The sequence below is a fragment of the Kitasatospora sp. NPDC041917 genome (assembly GCF_055589745.1).
The window spans coordinates 178399-200612 of the sequence record NZ_JBVJBI010000009.1; the positions used below are offsets into that span (position 1 = coordinate 178399).

Genomic DNA, 22214 nt, shown 5'->3' on the forward strand with positions numbered 1-22214 from the left:
CGCACCCCTCGACGACGCGTTCGCTCCGCTCGCTCATGCGCCCACCGCCGCGAGGTGGATCTCCCGCAGCAGGACCTTGCGGACCTTGCCGGTCGGGCCGAGCGGGATGTCGTCGGGGGAGACCGCCAACACCTTGCGGACGGTCGCGGCGGCGGCCTCGTCCAAGGCGGCGACGACCGCCGCGGTGCGGTCGGCGGCCGGGTCGGCGTCCGCGGCGAGGAGCAGCAGCACGTCGGTGACCACGCGCTCGCCGTCCCGTACCGCGACCACCGTGCAGTCCAGCACGTCCGGGCAGGCGGCCAGCACCCGCTCCTCCGACATGGCCGTGAACAGCCGCTTGCCGCCGCCGAGTTCGACCGAGTCGACGGCCCGGTCCACGTGGTAGTAGTAGCCCTCCTCGTCCCGGTACATCAGGTCCCCGGTGAGGAAGCGGCCGCGCAGCCGGGTGCGGAAGGTGGTGGCCGAGTCGTTCCAGTAGCCGAGCGCCAAGGTGGGTGAGGCGGTGGCGAGTTCACCGACCTCGCCGGGGCCGAGCGGCTCGCCGTCCGGGCCGACCACCTCGCAGTCGACGAAGGCGTGCGGGCGGCCGACGCAGCGGCCGTAGCGCTCGGTGCCGGGGCCGTGGGTGATGAAGAAGTGCGAGTGGCCCATCTCGGTGGAGCCGAGGCCGTCCACGAACAGCGAGCCGGGCAGCCGGGTGCGGCCGGCCCGGGTGACGGTCTCCCGGCTGCCGGTGGCGATCAGGCGGCGGATGTGCACCTCGTGGGCGCAGTCGCCGGTGTTCCACCAGAGCGCGACGGAGTTCAGGTCGCGGGCGGCGAGGTCGTGCCGGGCGAGGTCGGCCCAGGTGGCGGCGAAGCCGATCACCCCGGTGGGCCGCCACCGCTCGACGGCCTCCAGTACGCCGTCGCCGGACTGCCGGGAGAGTACGGCGAGTTCGGTGTGCGAGCTGAGCGCGAGGTTGAGGGCGATCAGGGTGGCGGCGTGCGGGGCGGGCAGTGCGCTGAGCATCCGGTCCTGGCCCTGCGGGCGGGGCAGCCGCAGCCGGTGGCGGATCGCGGCGTACAGGCTCGCGTGCGAGTGGACGACGGCCTTGGGCATTCCGGTGGTGCCGGAGGAGTGGGTGATCGCCACCGGGTCGCCGGACCAGTGCCGGTACGGCTCGGGGGCGGCGTCCGGGTCGCCGGAGCCGAGGGTGGAGATCTCCGGCAGCAGCGGCGCGCCGGGGTCGTGGCCGGCCAGTGCGGCCAGGTGGGCGGGGTCGGCGAGGACGCCGGCCGCGCCGAGGCGGGCGATGTAGCGGGCGGCGCGCTCGCCGTCCAGGTTGGGGTTGAGCAGGGCCGGGACGGCGCCGAGCCGGGCCAGGGCGAGGAAGGACAGCACGTGGTCGGCGGCGTCGCTCGCGTACACCACGACGGGGTCGCGCCGGGTGATGCCCAGCGCGTGCAGTGCGGCGGCGCGGGCCCGGACGGCGCGGTCCAGCTCACGCAGGGTGAAGGGCTGCCAGGCGGGGTGGTCGTCCACCGGGGTGTCGAAGCTGAGCAACGGCACGTCCAGGTCGAGCCCGAGCGCGATCCGGGCGGTCAGGACGTTGCCGGCGCCCACGTCGGGGTCGTCCGCGAGCTGGGTGCGGAGGCTGCGGATGGTCACGGGGGTGGATCCCTCCCTCGGGGCCGGTGGACGGCCCGGGCGGCTGATCGGGTGGCAGGGGCGGCCGCACGGGCGGCGGGTGCGGTCGGCCGCGCGTCGTCGGGCGGCGGATGTCGGGAGTGAGACGGAGACGGGCGGGGGCGCTGGTGTGCCGGGTGCGGCTGCGTCAGGCGCCGGGCCTCGATGATTGCTACGGCCAGGGGCGGGCGGCGGGTTCAGTCCGTTCGGGTTCGGTCCGTTCGGTTTCGGCCGGTTCGGTTTCGGCCCGTCCGGATTCCGTGGCCGGACCGGCGAGCAGGACGGCCGCGGCCAGGTCCCCGTCGGGCGTCTGCTCGGCGGCCACGGCCAGCACCCGGTCGGCGTCGCCGTCCTGGAGCAGCAGTGCGGCGAGTTCGAACGCCTCGGCGGGGACACGGCCGGGTTCGGCCTCGGCCGGGCAGATCGCCACGACCGGGCCGGTCAGGCCCCAGCGCGCGGCGATGTGTCCGAGGACGGCGTTGGGGTTGGACTGGAAGAACAGCAGCGGGCCGGTCCGCTGCCCGGGTTCGGCGCTGCGCTCGATGGCCCGCGCGGTTTCGAGGTCGCCGCTCGCGCTGGCGAGCAGCAGGGCGGTCCGCCCGGGTGCGGGCGGCTCGCCGTGGTGGGCGCGCAGGCAGCGTTCGGCGGTGTCGGCGACCAGCGGATTGAAGCCGGAGGCGGAGAAGCCGGGCAGTGGTGGCGGTGGCGGTGGCGGGGGCCCGTCCGGGCCCGGTGCGGGGTGGCGGGCCTCGGCGAGGATCCGCAGTCCGTGGGTGTGGTCGGCAGGGGTGGTCATGGCGGTGGCTGTCATCCCGGGGCCAGCAGCAGCGCGGTGTTGGCGCCGCCGAAGGCGGAGTTGAGGCTGAGGGCGTACGGGGGGCGGGCGGCGCGCGGGCCGTCCAGGACGAGGTCCAGTGCGACGTCCGGGTCCGGGCCGAGCCAGCCGGCGTTGACCGGGAGCAGTCCGGTGCCCAACGCGCCGATGGTGGCGGCGAGTTCGAGCAGCGCGGAGGCCTCCAGGGCGTGCCCGTGCACGGATTTGCTGGAGCTGACCGGCAGGCGGTCGGTGTGCGGGCCGAACACCCGCCGCAGGGCGTGGGCCTCGGCGCGGTCGGCGAGGGCGGAGCCGGTGCCGTTGGCGTTGACGTAGCCGATCTCGGCCGGGTCGACGCCCGCGCGGGTGAGCGCGGCCCCGATCGCCCGGATCGCCCCGCCGCCCTCCGGGTCCGGGCGGCAGACGTGGTGGGCGTCCCCGGCCCGGCCCCAGCCGGCCAGCCGGGCGAGGGCGGGCGCGCCGCGGCGTTCGGCGGCCGGGGCGGACTCGACCAGGACGGCCGCGGCCGCGTCGGCGAGCAGGGTGCCGGTGCGGCCGGCGCTGAACGGGCGCGCCTCGCCGTCCCGGGCCAGCGCCCGTCCGGCGTCGAAGACCGCGAAGACGCCCGGTTCGACCAGGTGTCCGGCGGCGACCAGGATCCGCTCGTGCCGTCCGGCGGCCACCAGGGCGCCCGCGTCGGCGACGGCGGTCGCGGCGGCCACGCAGGCGCCGTTGTACACCCGGGTGACGCCCGGCGCGCCCCAGTCGGCGCGGACCCCGGCGGCCACCGCGGCGGCGGTCGCGCGGGTGCGCTCGTCGCTGTGCAGCGCGAGCAGCACGGGCAGTCCGGCGCCCTCGGCGGCGGTCAGCCCGGCCTGCCCGCAGGCCTGGCCGATCGCGTCGAGCACGGCCCTGGCCAGCGGAAAGGTGCAGGCCAGCGGCACGGTGGCGGGGAACAGCGCGGCCCGGGTGGTGCGGCGGGAGCTCACATCGAAGCGGGTGACCGGGCCGAACAGGGACTTGCCGTGGGTGGCGGCCTCGGCGAGCGGGGCGAGTCCGCGCCCGGCGGCGCTGAGCACCCCGACACCGGTGACCACCGGGTGGCCGGCCGTCCGGCCCGGTGGTCCGGTGCCCGTCCCGGCGGCGATCACGGCCGTGCGCCCGCGCGGTCGGCGAGGACGGCCTCGCGCAGCAGTTCGGCGGCGTCGTCGACGGTGCGCACCGCGCCGAAACGGTCGTCGTCCAGGTCCAGTTGGAGCCCGTACCGCTGCTCGAACTCGGCGACGAGCCAGGTGAGTTCGAGCGACCCGAGGTCCTCTGGCACGGCGTCGACGGCGCGCTGCCCGAACGCCGCCAGCATGGTGAGGACCTCGGTCCGGTCCGGCAGGGCGTCGGGGAGCGGGGAGCCGGTCACGCGGCGCTGCCGGAGGCGGCGGCGAGGGCGTCGACCCGGCGGGTGACGTCGGCGGTGAACTCGTCCAGCGTCATCAGCGCGGTGGTCTCCATCTCGTCCAGGTCGAACTTGATCCCGAACTCGTCCTCGACCTGCACCGACAGGTCGGCGAGGGCGAGCGATTCGAGGTCCAGTCCGGCCGGGCCGAGGTCGGTGTCCCCGGTGACCTCGGAGACGTCGTACTGCATCTCGGCGAGTGCCGCCAGGACGAAGGCGCGGATGCGGTCCTGCATGGTGGTGGGCTCCTTGTCGGGGTGGTGGTGCGAAGGGTTCGGGGTGCGGCCGGGTGCGGGCGGCCCGGTGGCGGGCGGGGTCAGCCTGCGGCGGGCCGGCCGGCGGCCGCGCGCTCGCGCAGGGCGGCCGGGTCGCGCAGCAGCTTTCCGGTGGCGGTGCGGGGGAGCCGGTCCAGCCCGGCGAGCCGGCGCGGCCGCTTGTAGGCGGCCAGCCGGCGGGCCAGCCCGTCCTGGACGGAGGCGAGGTCGGTCCCGGGTTCGGTGGCCAGGTAGGCCTCGATCGCGCCGCCGTCGAAGACCACGACGGCCTCGCGGACCTCGGGCAGCGCGGCGAGCGTCTGCTCGACCTCGGTGAGGTCGACCTTCAGGCCGCCGATCGAGACCTGGGAGTCCAGTCGGCCGAGCACGGTGACCAGGCCGTCGGCGGTCAGCTCGGCGGCGTCCCGGGTGTGCAGCCAGCCGTCCGACCAGCGGGTCGGATCGTCCAGTCCGGGGTACGGGGAGGCCGCCGCGCCGATCTGCAACTCGCCCTTCACCAGGCGCAGTTCCATGCCGTGCACGGGTTGCTTGGCGGGGTGGAGCGTGCCGGAGAGGTCGGTGGCGATCACCCCGGTCTCGGTCATGCCGTACATGGTGCCGAGCGGGACGCCGTAGCGTTCGGTGAACAGCGCGGGCAGTCCCGGGCGGACGAGCTCGCCCGCCACGACCATCCGCCGCAGCCGGGGCAGCGGCGGGGGAGCGACCGTCCCCGCCAGCAGCTCGGCGTGGAAGGGCACCCCGATCACGGTCGTCGGCCGGTCGCTCGCGGCGACCTCGGCGAGGATGCCCGCCGCCGTCATCCGCTCCGGCACGGTGAGCGCGACCCGGGCATGCAGGCTGTTGAGCAGCCCGCCGACCAGGCCGAGAACGTGCACCACCGAGGAGAGCAGGACGACCCGCTCGCCCTCGCCGGGGAACTCCACCAGCCTTCGGTAACAGTCGAGTTCGCGTAGTAGATCGGCCGCCGTGCGGGCGATGACCTTGGCCGGACCGGTGGATCCGGAGCTGAGCTGGATCAACGCGTGCCCGGTGCGGGCCGGGCGTCCGTCCGTCAACGGGACGGCCACCGGCTCGACTTCGGAGAAGCCGCGCAGGGCCGCCGCGGACCGATGGGCGGAGCCTACCAGCACCTGCGGGGCCAGCCGCGCCACCGCCGCGTCGATCTCGTGGTCGGTCAACCGGTGGTCGAGCAGTGCGACTTGGGCGCCGAGACGCCAGCATGCCAGCAGCACCGCGACGAACGCCACCGAGGGCGGCAGTCGCAGCGCCGCCGTCCCGCCGGGGCCGAGTCCGGCGGCCGCCAGTCGGTCGGACTGATCCTCGACCAGGGCGCGCAGGGCGTCCCGGTCGAGCGGTGCGCCGAGGCGCAGGCACTCCTCGGTGCCGGGGCCGGCCAGCAGCAGCCGGTCGACCCAGGAGTCCGGGGCGTCGGAGTGCGGCAGGAAGGCAGCCGGAAGTACGGAGGGGGAAAAGCCGGTCAACGCGGCTCCACACAAGTGAGGGGATTTGACATGAACGCCGTTAACAAGTCAGAACGGCCAATTCCGTGGCCAGACCATGGCACAGACGTTTGGTCAAATCAAGGTCTATACCAATGTGGTCGTTGCTCCTACGCTGCCCAACCAGGACCGGCCCGCGCGTGGCCGTCCTGGAACGAGGAATGCCCGTGAGAGTTCTCACGTCGGCCGGGATCGAGCGCGCGGCGCGCGACCGACTCCCAACGGAAATCTGGGATTTCATCGAAGGCGGCAGCGATGCGGAACGCACCCTGGCGGCCAACCGGGAGATGTTCGGACGCCATGCGCTGCGTCCGCGCACGCTGGTCGACGTCTCCGCCTGCGACCCGACACTGACCCTGCTCGGCGCACCGCTGCGCCTCCCGCTCGGGATCGCCCCGATGGCCTACCACCGGCTGGTCGACCCGGAGGGCGAGACCGCCACCGCGCGCGCCGCCGGCCGGGCCGGGGCCCTGCTGGTCGCCGCGATGTTCGCCAGCCGCACCCTGGAGGAGATCGCCGCGGCCGCCACCGGCCCGCTCTGGCTCCAGCTGTACTGGCTGCGCGAACGCGCCGCCCTCGCCGCCCTGGTGGAGCGCGCCGAGGCGGCCGGCTACCGCGCACTGGTGCTGACCGTGGACGCCCCCAGGATCGGCCGTCGGCTGCGCGACCTGCGCAACGGCTTCGCCGTCCCGCCCACCGTCCGGGCGGTCAACCTGGACCGGTCCCTGATGTCCGCCAGTCACCGCGCCGCCGGCGGCAGTTCGGGCATCGCCGAGCACGCCCGCGAACAGTTCGACCCCACCCTGAGCTGGACCGATCTGGCCTGGCTGCGCGAACGCACCCGGCTGCCGCTGGTCCTCAAGGGCGTCCTCACCGCCGAGGACGCCCGGCTGGCCGTCGAGCACGGCGTCGACGCCCTCCTGGTCTCCAACCACGGCGGACGCCAACTCGACGGGACGATACCGGCCCTGGCGGCACTCCCGGACGTGGTCGAGGCGGTGCCCGCCGACCTGCCCGTGCTGTTCGACGGCGGCGTGCGCAGCGGCACCGACCTCGCGATCGCCCTCGCCCTCGGCGCCCGCGCCGTGCTGATCGGCCGCCCCGCGCTCTGGGGCCTGGCCGCCGACGGCGAGGCCGGGGTGCACCGGGTGCTCGACCTGCTGCGCGAGGAACTGGAGCACACCATGGCCCTGTTGGGCCGCCCCCGGCTCGCCGACCTGGACCGCACGGTCCTCGCCCCCTGGCCCTGCCCGGCCGGCTGACGCCGCACCCGCGCGGTCGTTCATCCGCCTCGCACCCGCGCGGCCCTTGAACCGCGCCGCCCCCGAACCGCGTTCTTCCCACCAGGAGGTCCGACACATGACCGAGCAGAGCGAGCGATTCCCGGGCTGGGACTGGGACGACCCGGACGGGCTGGCCCCCCGACTGGACGCCTTCAGCGAACAGGTCGCCACCTGCGAGAAGCTCGAAGCGCATCCGGGCGGGCTGCCGCGCGACCACGCGGGCCTGCGCGAACTCGGCATCACCGGCATCGAGTTCGCCGCCTTCCGGACCGCCCACCCCCAGGGGCTCGGCACCGACCTCGCCACCCTGCGCAGCCCCGACACCGCCACCGAGCCCGGCACCCTCTACCGGGTCGACGGCGACCGCTGGTTCACCCGGCTCGACATCGCCGAACCGCTGCCCTTCGCGGACGCCAGCGTCGACTGGGTGTACGCCGAGCACCTGATCGAGCACGTCACCATGCCCGTCGCCGTCGGCTGGCTGCGCGAGGCCCGCCGGGTGCTGCGCCCCGGCGGCGTCCTGCGCCTGACCACCCCCGACCTCGCCCGCTACCTGGTCGGCTACGCCACCGGCGACGGCTTCCTCGCCAAGCACCGGCGCCGGCTGACCACTCTCGGCTTCGGCCCGCCGATGCCCGCGCGTCCGGCCTTCCTGGTGAACCAGATCTTCCGGCACTTCGGGCACCAGTGGATCTACGACCTGGACGAACTGCGGCATGTCCTCACCCGGGCCGGCTTCGACCCCGGGAGGATTCGCCCGTGCGCCTACCGGCAGGGCACCCGGCCGGACGTCGCCGACCTCGACACGGCCTTCCGCACCGACGAGACCGTCTACGTCGAGGCAGACCGCTGAGCCCTCCGCACCGAATGGATCCGCCCATGCCCCTGCACCCCCAGGCCGAAGCGCTGCGCACCAGGCGCGCCGGCAGCGGTGCCCCGCCGCTCTACACCCTCAGCCTCGCCGAGGCCCGTGCCGCCGACCTCGCGGACATCCGCGCGGCGGCCGGCACACCCGAACCGGTCGCCGCCGTCGAGGAGTACCGCATCCCCGGTCCCGGCGGCGAACTCGCGCTGCGGCTCTACCGCCCCGAGCCGCCCGGCCGCCGGCTGCCCACCCTGCTCTACCTGTTCGGCGGCGGCTGGACGCTCGGCTCGCCCGACACCAGCGACGCGATCTGCCGCCGGCTCACCAACGCCGTCGGCTGCGTCACCGCCTCCGTCGGCTACCGGCTCGCCCCCGAACACCCCTTTCCCGCGGCGCTGCACGACTGCCGCGCCGCACTGCTGCAACTCGTCGAAAGGGCGGCGGAGTTCGGCATCGACCCGGACCGGATCGCGGTCGGTGGGGACAGCGCCGGCGGCAACCTCACCGCCGCGCTCACCCTGCTGCTGCGCGCCGAGGGCGGCCCCGCCCTGCGCCACCAACTGCTGGTCTACCCCAACACCGACCACGGCGCCGACACCCCCTCGCTGCGCGCCCACGACGACCCGGCACTGTTCAACCGCCGCTCGGTGGCCTGGTACTGGGGCCACTACCTGGCCGACGAGGGCGACGGCGCCAGCCCGTACGCCTCCCCGCTGCGCGCCGCCACCCTGGCCGGCCTGCCGCCCGCGACCGTCCTGACGGCCGAGTACGACCCGCTGCGGGACGAGGGCGAGCAGTACGCCGAGGCGCTGCGCGCCGCCGGGGTCCCGGTGGACCTGCGCCGCTACCAGGGCATGCCGCACGGCTTCTTCGCCATGACCGGCACCCTGGACGCCGCCGCCGAGGCCCAGGACTTCGCGGCCGAGCGCCTCCGGGAGGCGCTGCGATGACGATCCCGTTGAGCGACCTGCACGCCTCCCTGGCCGATCCGCTGCTGGACGCGATGACCTTCCTCAACGAGGTCACCACCCGCTACCCGGAGGCGGTCTCCTTCGCCCCCGGCCGCCCCTACGAGGGCTTCTTCGAGCCCCAGGACGTCCCGGCGTACCTGGAGACCTACCTCGCCCACCTGGCCGACCGCGGCCTGGACCGGGACGCGGTGCGCACCGCGCTGTTCCAGTACGGTCCGACCAAGGGCATCATCAACGAGCTGATCGCCCGCACGCTGGCCCACGACGAGGGCCTGACCGTCGACCCCGCGGCCGTGGTGGTCACGGTCGGCGCCCAGGAGGGCATGCTGCTGACGCTGCGCGCCCTGTGCGCCGGCCCGGACGACGTCCTGCTGGTCAGTTCGCCCTGCTACGTCGGCGTCACCGGCGCCGCCCGGCTGCTCGACCTGACCGTCCGCCCCGTCCCCGAGGGCCCGGACGGCGGCCCCGACCCGGCGGCGCTCCGGGAGGCCGCCCGCGCGGTGCGGGCCGAGGGACGCCGTCCGCGCGCCTTCTACGTCGTCCCGGACTTCGCCAACCCCTCCGGCACCAGCATGCCGGTCCCGGCCCGCGCCGGGCTGCTGGAGGCGGCGGCCGAGGAGGGCGTGCTCGTCGTCGAGGACAACCCGTACGGCTTCTTCTCCCGCACCCCGGGGCTGCGGCCCACCCTCAAGGCGCTGGACCGCCGCCGCCAGGTCGTCCACCTGGGCTCCTTCGCCAAGACCTGCTTCCCCGGGGCCCGCCTGGGCTACGTGGTCGCCGACCAGGAGGTGACCGGCCCCGACGGCCGGCGCAGCCTCCTCGCGGACGAGCTGGCCAAGCTGAAGAGCATGACGACGGTCAACACCCCGGCGCTCAGCCAGGCCGTCATCGGCGGCATGCTGCTGACCCACGACTGCCGCCTGCGGGCCGCCAACGCCCGTGCCACGGCCCACTACGCGGCCGGCCTGGACACCCTGCTGCGGGAGCTGGACCGGCACTTCCCGGCCTCCGTGCGGAACCGGCTGGGCATCTCCTGGACCCGGCCGGACGGCGGCTTCTTCGCGGTGCTGACGGTGCCGTTCGTCGCCGACGAGGCCGCCATGGAGCGCTGCGCCCGCGAGCACGGGGTGCTCTGGACACCGATGGCGCCGTTCTACCCGGCGGGCGGTGGCGAGCAGCGGCTGCGGCTGTCCGTCAGCTCGCTGACGCAGGCACAGATCATCGACGGCGTGGCCAGGCTGGCGGCCTTCGTGACGGCCTTCGTGGCGGACTGAGAGCCCGCGCGGACCGGCGGGGGCGCGGAACGACGAACGAGGGAGGGGCCCGGCTCGTGGTGAGCCGGGCCCCTCCGCCGTTCGTCGGTCAGCGCACCCGGGTGGAGAACAGCCGGGCCGACCAGTACACCGCCAGGACGGTCATCACGACGACCACCAGCAGTCCCTGCCACACCACGCTGTCCCCGGCGTGCCCGGAGAACAGCGCGCGCATGCCCTCCACGGCCCAGTAGAAGGGGTTCCACCTGGCCGCCTGCTGCAGCCACCCGGGCGCCAGGGTGAGCGGCAGCAGCACCCCCGACAGCAGCGCGATCGGCTGCGCGATGGTGTTGACCACCGGCGACATCGCCGCGTCGGTCGGCACCATCAGCGCGATGCCGTAGGAGATCGCCGAGGTCATCAGCGCCAGCAGGCCCAGCAGCAGGTAGGCGAGCAGCAGGTTCAGCGGGTTCACCCGCAGCCCGAACGGCAGCGCGATCAGGGTGATCAGAACGGCCTGCACCAGCAGCGCCACCATCTCCCGCAGCGCCCGTCCCAGCAGCAGCGCCAGCCGGCTCACCGGGGTCACCCGGGAGCGCTCGATGATGCCGGCCCTGAGCTCGCCGAGCAGGCTGAAGCCGGTGAACAGTCCGCCGAAGATGCACAGCACCGCCAACAGGCCCGGCACGTACACCTGGTAGGCGTCGGCGTAGCTGCCGGCGCCCTCCGGGGCGAGCACCTTCTTCAGCAGCGGGGCGAACAGCAGGAGGTAGAACACGGGCTGGATGATGCCGACGGCGATCCAGATCGGGGTGCGGATCATGAGCAGCAGCTGGCGCTGGAAGACCAGCCAGGTGTCGCGGGCGAGCTTCACGGTCTCCCCAGGGAGTTGTGCGGGTCCGGGCGGTACGGGGTCAGGACTGCTGCAGCGAGCGGCCGGTGCGGGCCAGGAACACGTCGTCCAGGCTGGGCCGTTGGAGCTGCACGGTGCCGGGCGTCACGCCCGCCGCCTCCAGGGCGCGCAGCAGCCGGGGAATGGCGGCGGCGCCGTCCTCCAGGTACAGTCGCAGCCCCTCGTCGCCGTTCTGCTCCAGCCGGTGCAGGTACGGCTGCGGGCGCAGCACCTCGGCGGCCCGCTCGAAGGCGGCCTCCGCGGCCTCCGCGGCGTCCAGTCCGACCAGGACGACGTCGCCGGAGATCTCGCGCTTGAGCGCCTCGGGGGTGCCCTCGGCCACGACCTGACCGTGGTCGACGATGGCGACCCGGTCGCAGAGCGCGTCGGCCTCGTCCAGGTAGTGGGTGGTGACGACCACCGTCATGCCCTCGGTGCGCAGCCGGCGGATCTCCTCCCAGACGTGCGCCCGGCTGGCCGGGTCCAGTCCGACCGTGGGCTCGTCCAGGAACAGCACCCGGGGCTGGTGGATCACCCCGAGCGCGATGTCCACCCGGCGGCGCTGGCCGCCGGAGTAGGTGGCGCACGGGCGGTCGCCGAACTCGGCCAGGTCGAAGGCCTTGAGCGCGTCCGCGGCGGCCTGGACGGCCTGGGCCTTGGCCGCGCCGTACATCCGGGCCTGGAGGACCAGCTCCTCGCGGCCGCTGACGTGGTCGGTGGTGCCGCCGCCCTGGGCGACGTAGCCGATCCGGCGGCGGACCCCGGCGGGGTCGGTGAACAGGTCGGCCCCGGCGATGGTGGCCCGTCCGCCGTCCGGGCGGATCAGGGTGGCCAGCATGCGCAGGGTGGTGGTCTTCCCCGCGCCGTTGGGGCCGAGGAAGCCGTAGATCTCGCCGGCGGCGACCGACAGGTCGATGCCGCGGACGGCGTCGACGGTGGGGTTCTCGCCGCTGCGGCGGGAGGTCTTCTTGCGGTAGGACTTGCGCAGTCCCGCGGTCTCGATCAACCGGAACTCCCGTGCGGGGATGGGCTGCCACGGCACCTGGAAAGGCGGGGCCCGGCACCTGCGGAGGGCGGTGCCGCTGCGACACCCTAGGGCGAACCCCGCCCCGGAAACAATGGCCTAGACCAATGGACGTACCCTCGGCCGGTCTGCTAAGGGGCGGCGTTTCCGGGGCGGGGCGGGGCGGCTCCGAGGGTGGATCGGGGCGGTCCGGGGGTGGGACGAGCCCGGTCCGGGCCCGCTCAGCCGAGCGCCTCCAGCCGGTCCGCCGCGGCCACCGCACCGCCCCCGGCGAGCAGTCGGCTCCCGACCTGAACCGCCCGCTCCCGGTGGGCCGTGGAGTCCAGGACGGCCCGCAGCGCGTCCGCCAGCCGCACCGAGGTGACGCGCGCGAACGGCACCCGCAGCCCCGCGCCCGCCGCCGCCACCTGGCCGGCCACGATCGGCTGGTCGTGCCGGATCGGTGCGGTGACCAGCGGCAGTCCGTGCGCCAGGGCCTCGCCCACGGTGTTCATCCCGCCGTGGCAGAGCACCGCGTCCAGCTCGCCGCGCGCCATCAGCTCCAGCACCGGCGCCCGCCCCACCGCGACGGCCCGGGAGGGGAGTTCGGGCAGCAGCTCGCTCGGCGCGGCGAACACCGGCTGCACCTCGTCACCGCACAGCTCCAGCGCCCGGACGGACCGGGCGAGGAAGTCCGCGCCCAGCTCGCCGGCCAGGGTCCCCATGGTGACCAGCACCCGGCGCCGGCCGGGCTGCAGCCGCTCCCACGGGAAGTCCGGATCGTGCGGCCGCGCCGGGATCACCGGCCCGACGAGCGCGTGCTCCGGCGGCGGGGTCGAGCCGGTCAGGGCCGGACCGGTGGTCGCCAGGACCAGGGCGGGGGAGAAACGCGGGTCCAGGTACTCCTCCGCGGGCAGCCCGGCGCGCTCCCACAGCCCCCGCAGCAGCCCCGTCATCCAGGCCTCGACCTGCGGCAACGCCCGGTAGGGGCGCCCCAGTTCCATCGCCCCGGGCGCGAAGGACGCCCACGGCAGACCGTGCCGGTGTGCGACCAGCGCGCCCGCCGGAGTGTGCTGGTCGACCAGCAGCACATCCGGCCGCCACTCCCGTACGGCGGCGTCCAGCGGCTTCAGCGTGAACCTGGTGTACGGGACGATGAAGCCCTCCCAGAGCGAGCGCAACGCGGCCAGCCCGTGTCCGCCCTGGGCCCGGAACGCCCGGGTGCCGGTGCCGAGCACCCGGGCCTGCGGGCCGAGCAGCGGGCGCAGCACCGATTCGGTGCCGGTCCAGGCGACCTGGTGGCCGCGTGCGGTCAACTCGGCGGCGATGCCGGCGGCCGGGTTGACGTGGCCGGTCAACGGCGGCATCACCAGGAGGAACCGGGTCATCGTGCGCCCTCCTCGGGGAGCAGTCGCTGGACGTCGGCGACGGTCAGGGCCTCCAGGGCGGCCAGGTCGAGCCCTGCGCGCAGCGCGGCCAGGTCGGCCTGCGGGCCGAAGCGCCCGCGCAGCCGATCGGCCAGTTCGGCGAGTTCGTCCTCGTCCAGCAGCAGGTCACCGTCCAGCCGGGCGTCCGGGGTGACGTGACGCGCCCAGCCGGGCGGCGCACCGGCCACCTCGACCAGCAGGGCCACCAGATCCTGGTTCAACGGGGCTCCGGGGTAGGGGGGTTCAGGGTTCGACATGAGAGATCTCCCACCTGCTCGACGGCACGGGGGTGAACGCGGCCGCGCCGTGGGGAAGTTGACCGGCTTCCCGGGGAGCGGCGGCGACGGAGGGGGCCCGAGATCACTTGTGCGACCCGGCGGGCGTCGGAATACTAGCCCGGGTGACCGCACTGGAGGCAGTGGCCGTCCACCTCCCCCCGCACGCCGTTCCCATCGAGGCTGTGGGCGAGCTCATCGGCCTGACCCCACGTCAACTCCGTCTCTTCCGCCGCTTCCACGGCCTGGACCAGCTGCGTCTGGATCCGACCGGGACGCTGCCCGACCTGCTCGACGCCGCCCTGGACAACCTGCCGGAGCTGCGTGGACGCGAACCCGACATCCGCTTCGTGATCCACGCCCGCAGCATGCCGGTGGCGGTGCCCCATCCGCTCAACCCGCTGCACGACCTGCTCGAAGCCCGTGGACTGGCGCACGCCAACGCCTTCACGGTGACCCACCACGCCTGCGCGGTGGGCCTGCTGGCCATCGACCTGGCCGGCAGGCTGCTCGCGGACGAACCCGACCCGGCGGCGCTCGCCCTGGTGCTGACCGGCGAGAAGACCTTCACCAGGGACGCCCAGGTGGTGCCCGAGACCGGCATCTTCGCCGAGGGCGCGGCCGCCTGCCTGGTCAGCGCCGGTGGCGAGCGCCACCGGATGCTCTCCTTCGTGGTGCGCCAGCGCCCGGAGTTCGACGGCCGGCTGGCCGAGGACCCGGACCTGCTCGCCCGCTACCAGCGCGAGTACCCGAACGTGATGGTGGAGGCGATCGAGGCCGCCCTGGACCAGGCCGGTCTGGACCTCTCCGACCTGGCCGCGATCCTGCCGCACAACGTCAACCAGGCGTCCTGGCGGATGATCGCGCGCCGGATCGGCTATCCGGTCGAGAAAGTCGTGCTGGACAACGTGCGGTCGGTCGGGCACAGTTTCGCCTCGGACAGCCTCATCAATCTCCACACCGCCACCACGCGGGGGCTGCTCCGCCGCGGCGACCACTACCTGATCGCCGCCGCCGGTGTCGGAGCGACCTTCTCCGCTATGGCGATGCGGTACTGACGGTCCGCCGGCCACCGATGCCGCCGAATCCGCCGGCCGCCGTCCGCACGGTGACGCCGGATTCCCACACCACCCAGAGCCCCGGGGCGCCTGCAAGCCCCGGAGCACACATCCCACGTACGACGGGACGGGACACCCATGTCAGAAGCCGCGGTCCAGACCACCGACCCCGAACTGCGCGAGCGGATCCTGCACGGCATCGGCGAGCTCCTGCCGCGCGTCCTCAAGCGCGAACTGCCCGAGATCCCGCAGGACGCCTGCCTCTTCGACGACCTCGGCCTCACCTCGGCCGGCACCATCGAGCTGATCCTGGAGCTGGAGGAGTCGCTCGACATCCAGGTGGACGTCGAGCAGATCACCGAGGACGACCTGCGGTCGGTCACCAGGCTGGCCGACTACGTCGCCGGGCACGTCATCCCCGAGGACTGACCGGGTGGCCCCCGGTCCCACCGGTCTGCGGATCACCCGGGCGCTGGCCCGCCGGTTCGACGGCCGCTCGGAGACCTCGCTCGACCCGGACCTGCGGGTCTTCGTCTCCGACCTCGTCCGCCCCTACGGCCTGCCGCTGCGCGAGGACCTGCTCGGCGAGGGCGTCGGCCACTCCTACGAGGAACTGGCCGCCGGAGTGCTCCGCGAGGCGCTCGCCGAGGACGAGCCGGCCGACCTGCTGATCCTGGCCTTCGACACCCCGGACGTGCGGCCCGGCGCGCCGTCCTCGCTGGCGCTCAGCCGGTCCGTCCCGGGCGGCCCGCTCGCCTTCGCGGTCTGCGACCAGGGCGGCGCGGCGGCCTTCACCGCACTGCGGCTGGCCGCCGGCCACCAGCGCACCGGCGGCTGCCGCCGGGCCGTGGTGGTGCTGGCCGAACAGACCGCGCTGCACTACGAGCCGCCCGGACCGGTGCCGCTGCCGGAGCGGCACGCGGTGGTGCTGCTGGTCTGCGAGGAGGCCCCCGGCGAGGGCCTGGCCGTCCGGCAGACCAGGGGCGCGACCTCCCCGGCCGAGTCGGTCCGGGCCGCGGCCGGGGAACTCGGGCCCGAGGCGGCACTGCTGCTCGGCCCCGGCTTCGGCCCGCCGGAGCCCCCGCCGACGCAGCCGTTCACCGGACTCTGGGCGGAGCTGGCCGAACACCTCCCGCAGTGGCGGGCGGCCGGCCGGCCCGCGCTGCTGGCCGGGTTCGACCGCCGGCTCGGCGTGCTGAGCACGCTGACCCTGCCGTGACGGCGATCGATCTCTGGCTGATCGACACACGTCAACCGGCCGCTCCGGCCGGGGAGCTGTGGCAGCTGCTCGACCAGGGCGAGCGCGCCCGGGCGTCCGGGATGGACCCCGGGGCGCGCGAGCGTTTCACCGTGGTGCGCGGCGCCGTCCGGCAGCTGGTCGCCGCCCGGCTCGGCGTGCACCCGGCCGACGTGGTCTGGCGGTACGGGCCGAACGGCAAGCCCGAGCCGGCGGGGGACGGCGGGCTGCGGGTCAGCTGGTCGGCCTCGGACGCCGTCGCGGTGCTGGCCCTCGCCGAGGGGCGGGCGGTCGGTGTCGACGTCGAACGGCTCCACGACCCGCGGACGGCCGAGCGGATGGCCGCCCGCTGGTTCCCGGTCGAGGAGGCGTGGTTCGTCGCCGAGCCCGCGGAACCGGCCGAGCGGGCGGCGCGGTTCACCGCGCTGTGGTGCCGCCGGGAGGCCTGCGTCAAGGCGTACGGCGGGCGCGTCGTGCAGTCCTTCGGCGTGCCCGTCGCCGGTCCGTCGCCGGTGCTGGTGGCCGGCCCGGGCGCGCTCGGCGCCGGCCCGGCCCGGCTCTGCGACGTCCCCGTCGCGGAACCGTTCCGGGCTGCCGTCGCCGCCCTCGGGGAATCGTCAATACATGTCAACTCGCATGAGTGGCACGGGAATTGACGAAACACTCGATCAGGTCAGGTTTGGTCTGGACCAGCTGACGAGGGCGCTGGTAGCGTCCCGGTCACACCCCCTGCCGAGCCCTCCCCGGCCCTTCCCGGCAAGCCGAAAGGCGTGTACGACGTGGCACCGCACGACGCTCCATCGCAGGACCCGACGTCACTCGGCGCTCCACCGCACGACCCGACGCTACTCGGCGCGACACCGCACGACCCGGCGTCACTCGGCGCGACACCGTGCGGCGCGAATCCGGCCACCAGGCGGGTCACCGTGCGGTACGCCGCCGAGAGCAGCGGCTCCGGACCGCTCACCCGCGGCCAGGACAACATGATCCGCTGCATCCGGGCCAGTGCCCCCGAGGCGATCAACAAGGGGTCCGTCTGGCCGGTGCCCGACGGCACCTCGGTCCCCTCCGGGCTGGTCGCCCTCCGCCGGCTGGTCGAGCGGCACGAGTCGTTGCGGACCTCCTTTCCCGCGGGCCCCGGTCCGGACGGATTCCCGGACCGCCAGGTGGTGCACCGGCAGGGCCGGTTCGCCGTCTCCGTGGTCGAGGCCGGCTGCCGATCGGACGCCGAACTGAACGCGATGGCCGAGGAGTTGGGCCGGGTCGATGTCACCGTTCCGGTCGGCCCCGACCTGCCGCCGAGGATCCGGTTCACGCTGATCGCCGCGGGCGAGCGACTGCTGCGGCTGGTCGCCGTGGTCTGCCACGCGGGCGCCGACGGCGCCGCCACCGCCGTGCTGATCGAGGACTGGTGCGCCCTCGCCGCCGGGAAGGAGCTGCCGCCGGTCACCGCGCCGACCCCGCTGGGGATCGCGGTGGCGGAGCAGAGCGCCCAGGGCCGCCGCAGGTCGGCGGCCGCCCTGCGGCACTGGGCCCGGATCCTGACCGCCGGTCCGGTGGGCGTCTTCTCCGACGCGCGGATCAGCGGCCCGCCCCGCGACCACAGCGCCCTGCTGGTCCGCTCGCGCACCGCCGCCGACGACCTCGCCGCGGTCTGCCGGCGCACCGGCGCCAGCCCCTCGGTCGTCCTGCTCGCCGCCTTCGCCGCGCTGGTCGCCCACCGCGCGGGCCGCTCCGAGCTGGTGTTCTCGGCGCTGTCCGCCAACCGTCAGCGCGCCGCCCTGATCGACCACGTCGGCACCCTCGCGCAGGACGCGCTGATCCTGCTCGACGCCGGCGCGGCCGACCTCGACCAGCTGATCGGCCGCGCCAAGTCGGCCTCGCTGAGCGCCTACTGGCACAGCACCCTGGACGCCGAGAAGGTCTGGCAGCTGGTGGACGACGCGGCCCATGTGCGCGGCGCCCGGTTCGCCCGCCAGGTGGTCGTCAACGATCTGAGTCTCACCATCCCGGCCTCCGTCGCCGCCGTCCAGCCGCCCCCGGCCGCCGATCCCGAGCTCACCGTGCTGCCCGCCCCGCCGCTGCCGGTCCGGCTGATGCTCACCGTCCTGCGGATCACCGGCAGCCTGGACTTCGCCCTGATCGCCTGTCCCCAGGTGCTCGACCCCGAGGAGGCCGAGAGCTTCGCCCGGGCGCTGCCGGCCGTGCTCGCGGCCGCCGCCGAGGGCCCGGTGCTGCTGGCCGACCTGCCCGCGGCGCTCGGTCCGCCGGGGGCCGGCCGGGGCGGTGAATGGAGGCTGGTCGACGGCTCCTGGATCGATCTCGCGGCCGTCCGCGAACTCCTGGACGCCGCGCTCGGGGACCACCGGCTCTCGGTGAGCGAGGGAACGCTGGTGGCCGAGGTGGCCGCCGTCGACCCCTCGTTCGGCCCCGCCGAGGCCCACCGCGCCGTGGTCGCCGCCCTGGCCGGGCGCGACACCGCGATGGCACCGCACCGGTACGTCGTCCGGCACACCTCGCCGGCGGGGGAGCGGACCGAGACCGGGAGCGGGCGCGACCAGGCCGTCGTCGCCCGGCTGTCGGCGCTCACCTGAACGGATGATCACGGCAGCCCGCGGGACACTCACTCCCACGGGGCGCCGTGATCGTCCCCGGCTCCCCACGGAAGGTCCGTCCAGGAGCAGCCGGAGGTCGCCCCCGAGGTGAGCCCCCACGGGCTCGGCACCTCCTCCTCGTCCCCGTCCTGCACCGGCAGCCGGTCGATCACCGCGACCAGCGCCGGCGGCAGCTGCGGGGCGAGCCCCCGGTGCACCCGCGACAGGATGTCCCGCCGTACGTCGTCCGGCAGCAGCGGCCGGTTCATCCGCAACACCCGCGGCCCGGGCGGTCGTTCGACCGTCGCCAGCTGGTCCGACCAGGCCCGCCAGTAGTCGGCGTCGTCCGTCTCGCCGAGCATCAGGTGGTGCAGGTGCAGGCAGTAGGCGGCCGTCCCGCTGCCCGAGCCCGCCGCGAAGCGCCACCAGAACTCGGCGCCCTCCTCCTTGCCGGTGGCGTACAGCAGCGCGCCGAACACCTCGGCCCCCTCCGGTTCGATCCGGCGCGCGTTCACCAGCAGGTCGAGTCCGCGCGAGGCGTCCGGCGCGCCCAGCACCAGGGCCACGACCAGGCCGAGTTCGAACGCCGCCTGCTCGTGCTCCGACGGCAGGTGGGCGGGCGCGGCGGTGAGCCTGGCCCGGCGCAGCGCCGCGACCCGCTCCGCATGGGCGCGTTCGGGCCGGGGAACGCGGAACACCGTCCGGCCGCCGTCCGCCGGTTCCGCACCGGCCGGGCCGCCGTCCGCCGGTTCCGCACCGGCCGGGGCGCCCTCCTCCGGTCTCCCCGTCACAGCTCGCCCTCGTCGTCCGGGAGTTCGCCCACCCCGAGCCGGCGGGCCAGCCGTTCCCGGGCGTGCCGGAGGTTGGAGTGCACCGTCGCCACCGGCCGCCCCAGGTACGCCGCGATCACCTTGACGTGCAGGCCGAGCAGGTACCGCAGGATCACCACGTCCCGCTGCCGGTCCGGCAGTTCGAGGATCGCCGCGTACAGCCGCACCTCGTCGGCCTCACTGTGCAGCAGCCCCTTCGCCACCTGCTTGAAGGCCCCGATCACCGCCGCGAAGGTGACCGCCTCCACCTCCACCGGTTCCTCGGCGGCCACCCAGTCCGACACGTGCCGGTTGGCCAACCGCCAGGCGTAGGCGGCCGGTTCCTCGAACCGCAGGACCTGCGGCCAGCAGCGGGCCAGGTCGGACTTCACCGCCCCGACGACCAGCTCCGCGTCGGACCGGTTGCCTATCCGGGTCAACGCGAGCGCGTGCCAGGCGGGTTCGTGCGTCTCGCAGAAGGCGGCGTAGGCGAGGCCCAGGCGGAGTTCGGGGTCGGACCGGGGAGCGCGGTCGGAGCCGGCCGCCGGCGCCGTCTCCGCTCCGTGAATGTGCGCCACGGCCGTTCCGCCCCGGAACCTGCGCGCCGGGGCACCCCTGTCGATCGTCATCGAGCCTGCTTTCCGTGGCCGTCGGCTGCTCACCCGGCCACCCGAGGGTCGGGCTGTCGGTGCCCATCCTCATTCCATCAGGCCCGTCACTCCAGGATGCAATCCGAATACAGATGGTCATCTCATGGGCGCCGTCGGTTGGTTGGAATGCTCCGAAGCTGTTCGGAACGCGACCGGTCCCGCCTATCGTGGTCAGGAGCGATCGGTCGGGAATGATCGGTCGGGAGTGGAACCGGGGGAGAGCGCGATGGGTCTCTACGACGGGGTGGACCTGCGGCTGAACGTGCCGCACTCGGCCCGGATGTACGACTACTTCCTCGGCGGCTTCACCAACTTCGCCGCCGACCGTGAGGCCGCCGGACAGGCCCTCGCCGTCGCGCCGTGGCTGCGCGCCGCCGCCCGGGTCAACCGCGCCTTCATGCAGCGCTCGACCCGGGCGCTCGCCGAGGCCGGCTTCGACCAGTTCATCGACATCGGCACCGGCATCCCCACCTCGCCCAACCTGCACGAGGTCGCCCAGGGCATCCGGCCGAACGCCCGCGTGGTCTACGCCGACAACGATCCGATCGTGCTCTCGCACGCCCAGGCCCTGCTCACCGGCACCCCCGAGGGCCGCACCGCGTACGTCGAGGCGGACGTCACCGACCCGCTCGGACTGCTCGCCGCCCCGGGCCTGCGGGAGACCCTCGACCTGTCCCGCCCGGTCACGCTCTCCCTCAACGCCCTGCTCCACTTCGTCCCCGACACCCACGGCGCGTACGAGCTGGTCGAGCGCCTCAAATCCGCCCTCGTCCCCGGCAGCGCCCTGGTGCTGACCCACGTCAGCCCCGAGTTCGCACCCGAGGACATCGCCCGGCTGACCCGGATCTACGAGGCCGCCGGCACCGCCGCCCAGGCCCGCACCCGGTCGGAGATCGTCCGCTTCTTCGACGGCTGGACGCTCCTCGACCCGGGGCTCGTCCCCATCGCGCAGTGGCGGCCCGCGCCGGACGAGACGCCCGGGGCCGCCGAGGAGGTCTCGCTGTACGCCGCGGTGGCCGTCCGGCCGTGAACCATCGGACGACTTTCCACCGCCCGGCCCGGTCGATGCCGTGCTCCGGTGCCCGGCGCGGCCCCCGGTGGCCCCGCATCCGTCGGTGCGGGCCACCCGGGGTCGTGGAGTCCTCCCGGTGATGCCGCGCTGCCGTGCTGCCGCTCAGGGCGCACGCAGCGTCCGTCCCGGTGCTGCCGCTCGCTCCCGTCATCCCACCCGTGCGCCCCCGTTCCCCCGGGCACAGACTGGTGGGGAACCGAATACTGCCCCGCGAGGCAGGGAGAGGCATGCTGCTGGGACTCACCACCGCGTTGGCCGCGACCGTCTGCTTCGGCTTCGGGGCGGTCTTCCAGGCGCGTGGCGCGCGGTCGGCCCCGCGCGCCGACCGGGTGCGGGCGGGCCTGCTGGCCGCGCTGCTGCGGTCCTGGCAGTTCATCCTCGGCACGCTGCTGGACATCGTCGGCTTCGTGCTGAGCATCGTCGCCCTGCGCACCCTCCCGCTCTTCCTCGTCCAGGCCGTCACCAACGCCAGCCTGGCCGTCACCGCCCTGGCGGCCGTCTGGCTGCTGGGCGCCCGGCTGCGCCGGGGCGATCTCGCGGGCATCCTCGCGGTGGTCCTCGGCCTGACCCTGCTGGCGCTCGGCTCCGGCCAGGAGGGCCGTGACCACGCCGCGACCGCCTTCCACTGGGCGCTGCTCGCCACCACCGCCGCCATGGTGCTCGCCACCGTGGTCCTGGTGCGCCGGGAGGGCAACGCGGCCGCGGCCGGCCTGGGCCTGCTGGCCGGGGTCGGCTTCGGCGTGACCAGCCTGGCCGTGCGGGTCCTGGACGTCTCCGGCCCGGTCGCCGTCCTCACCGATCCCGCCGCCTACGCCCTCGCCGTCGGCGGCCTCGGCGGCTACCTCGCCTACGCCCTGGCGCTGCAGCGCGGGACGGTGACGGCCGCGACCGCCGCCGGGACGGTGACCGAGACCTTCGGTCCGGCGCTGATCGGCGTGACGGTGCTCGGGGACGCCGCCCGGCCCGGGTTCGAGTGGTGCGCGCTGACCGGCTTCGTGATCGCGGTGGGCGGCACCTTCGTGCTCTCCCGCTTCGGTGAGCTGGAGGGCGAGTCCGCCGAACTGGTGGCTCCGCACCGGGACACCGAGGCGGAGCCCGCCGTCCCGCCCCGGTAGCCCG

At 74.9% G+C, this 22214-nt stretch carries 23 protein-coding genes; 11 read left to right on the forward strand and 12 right to left on the reverse strand.

What is annotated here, in order from left to right; all coding sequences use genetic code 11:
- Positions 1-33: 33 nt before the first annotated feature.
- From ACZ6EM_RS13875 to ACZ6EM_RS13900, 6 genes are all read right to left on the reverse strand, one after another.
- On the reverse strand, positions 34-1650 hold the full coding sequence (locus tag ACZ6EM_RS13875; protein WP_465772433.1) for a class I adenylate-forming enzyme family protein: 1617 nt from the start codon (positions 1648-1650) through the stop codon (positions 34-36).
- A 190-nt stretch (positions 1651-1840) separates the two neighbouring features.
- Complete coding sequence (locus ACZ6EM_RS13880; protein ID WP_465772434.1) at positions 1841-2464, reverse strand: beta-ketoacyl synthase chain length factor; 624 nt, start codon at positions 2462-2464, stop codon at positions 1841-1843.
- 11 nt (positions 2465-2475) lie between these two features.
- Complete coding sequence (locus tag ACZ6EM_RS13885; RefSeq protein ID WP_401048685.1) at positions 2476-3633, reverse strand: beta-ketoacyl synthase N-terminal-like domain-containing protein; 1158 nt, start codon at positions 3631-3633, stop codon at positions 2476-2478.
- Positions 3630-3896 (reverse strand): acyl carrier protein, encoded by a 267-nt coding sequence (locus tag ACZ6EM_RS13890; RefSeq protein WP_401048687.1) that lies wholly within the window; start codon positions 3894-3896, stop codon positions 3630-3632. The genes ACZ6EM_RS13885 and ACZ6EM_RS13890 overlap by 4 nt, the downstream gene beginning before the upstream one ends.
- Entirely contained in the window at positions 3893-4168 is a 276-nt protein-coding gene (locus ACZ6EM_RS13895; protein ID WP_380553714.1) for a phosphopantetheine-binding protein, read from the reverse strand. Before ACZ6EM_RS13895 ends, ACZ6EM_RS13890 begins: the two co-directional genes overlap by 4 nt.
- An 80-nt stretch (positions 4169-4248) precedes the next feature.
- Entirely contained in the window at positions 4249-5688 is a 1440-nt protein-coding gene (locus tag ACZ6EM_RS13900) for a class I adenylate-forming enzyme family protein (protein ID WP_465772435.1), read from the reverse strand.
- 179 nt (positions 5689-5867) lie between these two features.
- Between ACZ6EM_RS13900 and ACZ6EM_RS13905 the strand changes: the two genes are divergently transcribed.
- The 4 genes from ACZ6EM_RS13905 (at position 5868) to ACZ6EM_RS13920 (ending at position 10099) form a co-directional block, all read left to right on the forward strand.
- The gene (locus tag ACZ6EM_RS13905) at positions 5868-6968 is read left to right on the forward strand and encodes an alpha-hydroxy acid oxidase (protein WP_465772436.1); all 1101 of its coding nucleotides are present in this window, start codon (positions 5868-5870) and stop codon (positions 6966-6968) included.
- Positions 6969-7065: 97 nt separating this feature from the next.
- A complete protein-coding gene (locus ACZ6EM_RS13910; protein WP_401048692.1) occupies positions 7066-7842 on the forward strand; it encodes a class I SAM-dependent methyltransferase in 777 nt (258 codons plus the stop codon).
- Positions 7843-7868: 26 nt separating this feature from the next.
- Positions 7869-8804, forward strand: coding sequence for an alpha/beta hydrolase (locus ACZ6EM_RS13915; protein WP_401048693.1), 936 nt, complete (start codon positions 7869-7871; stop codon positions 8802-8804).
- Entirely contained in the window at positions 8801-10099 is a 1299-nt protein-coding gene (locus tag ACZ6EM_RS13920) for an aminotransferase-like domain-containing protein (RefSeq protein WP_401048695.1), read from the forward strand. The genes ACZ6EM_RS13915 and ACZ6EM_RS13920 overlap by 4 nt, the downstream gene beginning before the upstream one ends.
- A gap of 88 nt (positions 10100-10187) precedes the next feature.
- On the opposite strand, the gene ACZ6EM_RS13925 is transcribed toward ACZ6EM_RS13920, so the two are convergent.
- The 4 genes from ACZ6EM_RS13925 to ACZ6EM_RS13940 all read right to left on the reverse strand — a co-directional run bounded on the left by ACZ6EM_RS13925 (position 10188) and on the right by ACZ6EM_RS13940 (position 13621).
- Positions 10188-10952: an ABC transporter permease gene (locus ACZ6EM_RS13925; protein ID WP_465772437.1), complete on the reverse strand. Its 765-nt coding sequence runs from the start codon at positions 10950-10952 to the stop codon at positions 10188-10190.
- A 40-nt stretch (positions 10953-10992) separates the two neighbouring features.
- Positions 10993-11976 (reverse strand): ATP-binding cassette domain-containing protein, encoded by a 984-nt coding sequence (locus ACZ6EM_RS13930; protein ID WP_465772438.1) that lies wholly within the window; start codon positions 11974-11976, stop codon positions 10993-10995.
- Positions 11977-12215: 239 nt separating this feature from the next.
- On the reverse strand, positions 12216-13361 hold the full coding sequence (locus ACZ6EM_RS13935; protein WP_465772439.1) for a glycosyltransferase: 1146 nt from the start codon (positions 13359-13361) through the stop codon (positions 12216-12218).
- A complete protein-coding gene (locus tag ACZ6EM_RS13940; RefSeq protein ID WP_380544725.1) occupies positions 13358-13621 on the reverse strand; it encodes a hypothetical protein in 264 nt (87 codons plus the stop codon). The genes ACZ6EM_RS13935 and ACZ6EM_RS13940 overlap by 4 nt, the downstream gene beginning before the upstream one ends.
- Before the next feature lie 179 nt (positions 13622-13800).
- On the opposite strand from ACZ6EM_RS13940, the gene ACZ6EM_RS13945 reads away from it, so the two are divergent.
- From ACZ6EM_RS13945 to ACZ6EM_RS13965, 5 genes are all read left to right on the forward strand, one after another.
- The gene (locus ACZ6EM_RS13945) at positions 13801-14733 is read left to right on the forward strand and encodes a 3-oxoacyl-[acyl-carrier-protein] synthase III C-terminal domain-containing protein (protein WP_401048544.1); all 933 of its coding nucleotides are present in this window, start codon (positions 13801-13803) and stop codon (positions 14731-14733) included.
- A 138-nt stretch (positions 14734-14871) separates the two neighbouring features.
- The gene (locus ACZ6EM_RS13950) at positions 14872-15162 is read left to right on the forward strand and encodes a phosphopantetheine-binding protein (RefSeq protein WP_049653836.1); all 291 of its coding nucleotides are present in this window, start codon (positions 14872-14874) and stop codon (positions 15160-15162) included.
- 4 nt (positions 15163-15166) lie between these two features.
- Positions 15167-15952 carry a hypothetical protein gene (locus ACZ6EM_RS13955; RefSeq protein WP_465772440.1) on the forward strand — a complete coding sequence of 262 codons (786 nt, stop codon included), beginning with the start codon at positions 15167-15169 and terminating at the stop codon, positions 15950-15952.
- Positions 15949-16626 (forward strand): 4'-phosphopantetheinyl transferase family protein, encoded by a 678-nt coding sequence (locus ACZ6EM_RS13960; protein ID WP_465772441.1) that lies wholly within the window; start codon positions 15949-15951, stop codon positions 16624-16626. Before ACZ6EM_RS13955 ends, ACZ6EM_RS13960 begins: the two co-directional genes overlap by 4 nt.
- A gap of 270 nt (positions 16627-16896) precedes the next feature.
- Positions 16897-18564 (forward strand): condensation domain-containing protein, encoded by a 1668-nt coding sequence (locus ACZ6EM_RS13965; protein WP_465772442.1) that lies wholly within the window; start codon positions 16897-16899, stop codon positions 18562-18564.
- Positions 18565-18593: 29 nt separating this feature from the next.
- On the opposite strand, the gene ACZ6EM_RS13970 is transcribed toward ACZ6EM_RS13965, so the two are convergent.
- Entirely contained in the window at positions 18594-19355 is a 762-nt protein-coding gene (locus tag ACZ6EM_RS13970) for a hypothetical protein (RefSeq protein ID WP_401048550.1), read from the reverse strand.
- Positions 19352-19951, reverse strand: a complete 600-nt coding sequence (locus ACZ6EM_RS13975) for an RNA polymerase sigma factor (protein ID WP_359902517.1) — start codon at positions 19949-19951, stop codon at positions 19352-19354. The genes ACZ6EM_RS13970 and ACZ6EM_RS13975 overlap by 4 nt, the downstream gene beginning before the upstream one ends.
- 298 nt (positions 19952-20249) lie before the next feature.
- On the opposite strand from ACZ6EM_RS13975, the gene ACZ6EM_RS13980 reads away from it, so the two are divergent.
- Together ACZ6EM_RS13980 and ACZ6EM_RS13985 are read left to right on the forward strand one after the other, a co-directional pair.
- On the forward strand, positions 20250-21053 hold the full coding sequence (locus ACZ6EM_RS13980; RefSeq protein WP_465772443.1) for an SAM-dependent methyltransferase: 804 nt from the start codon (positions 20250-20252) through the stop codon (positions 21051-21053).
- Between the two features lie 269 nt (positions 21054-21322).
- Positions 21323-22210: a DMT family transporter gene (locus ACZ6EM_RS13985; protein ID WP_465772444.1), complete on the forward strand. Its 888-nt coding sequence runs from the start codon at positions 21323-21325 to the stop codon at positions 22208-22210.
- The last annotated feature ends 4 nt before the right edge of the window (positions 22211-22214 follow it).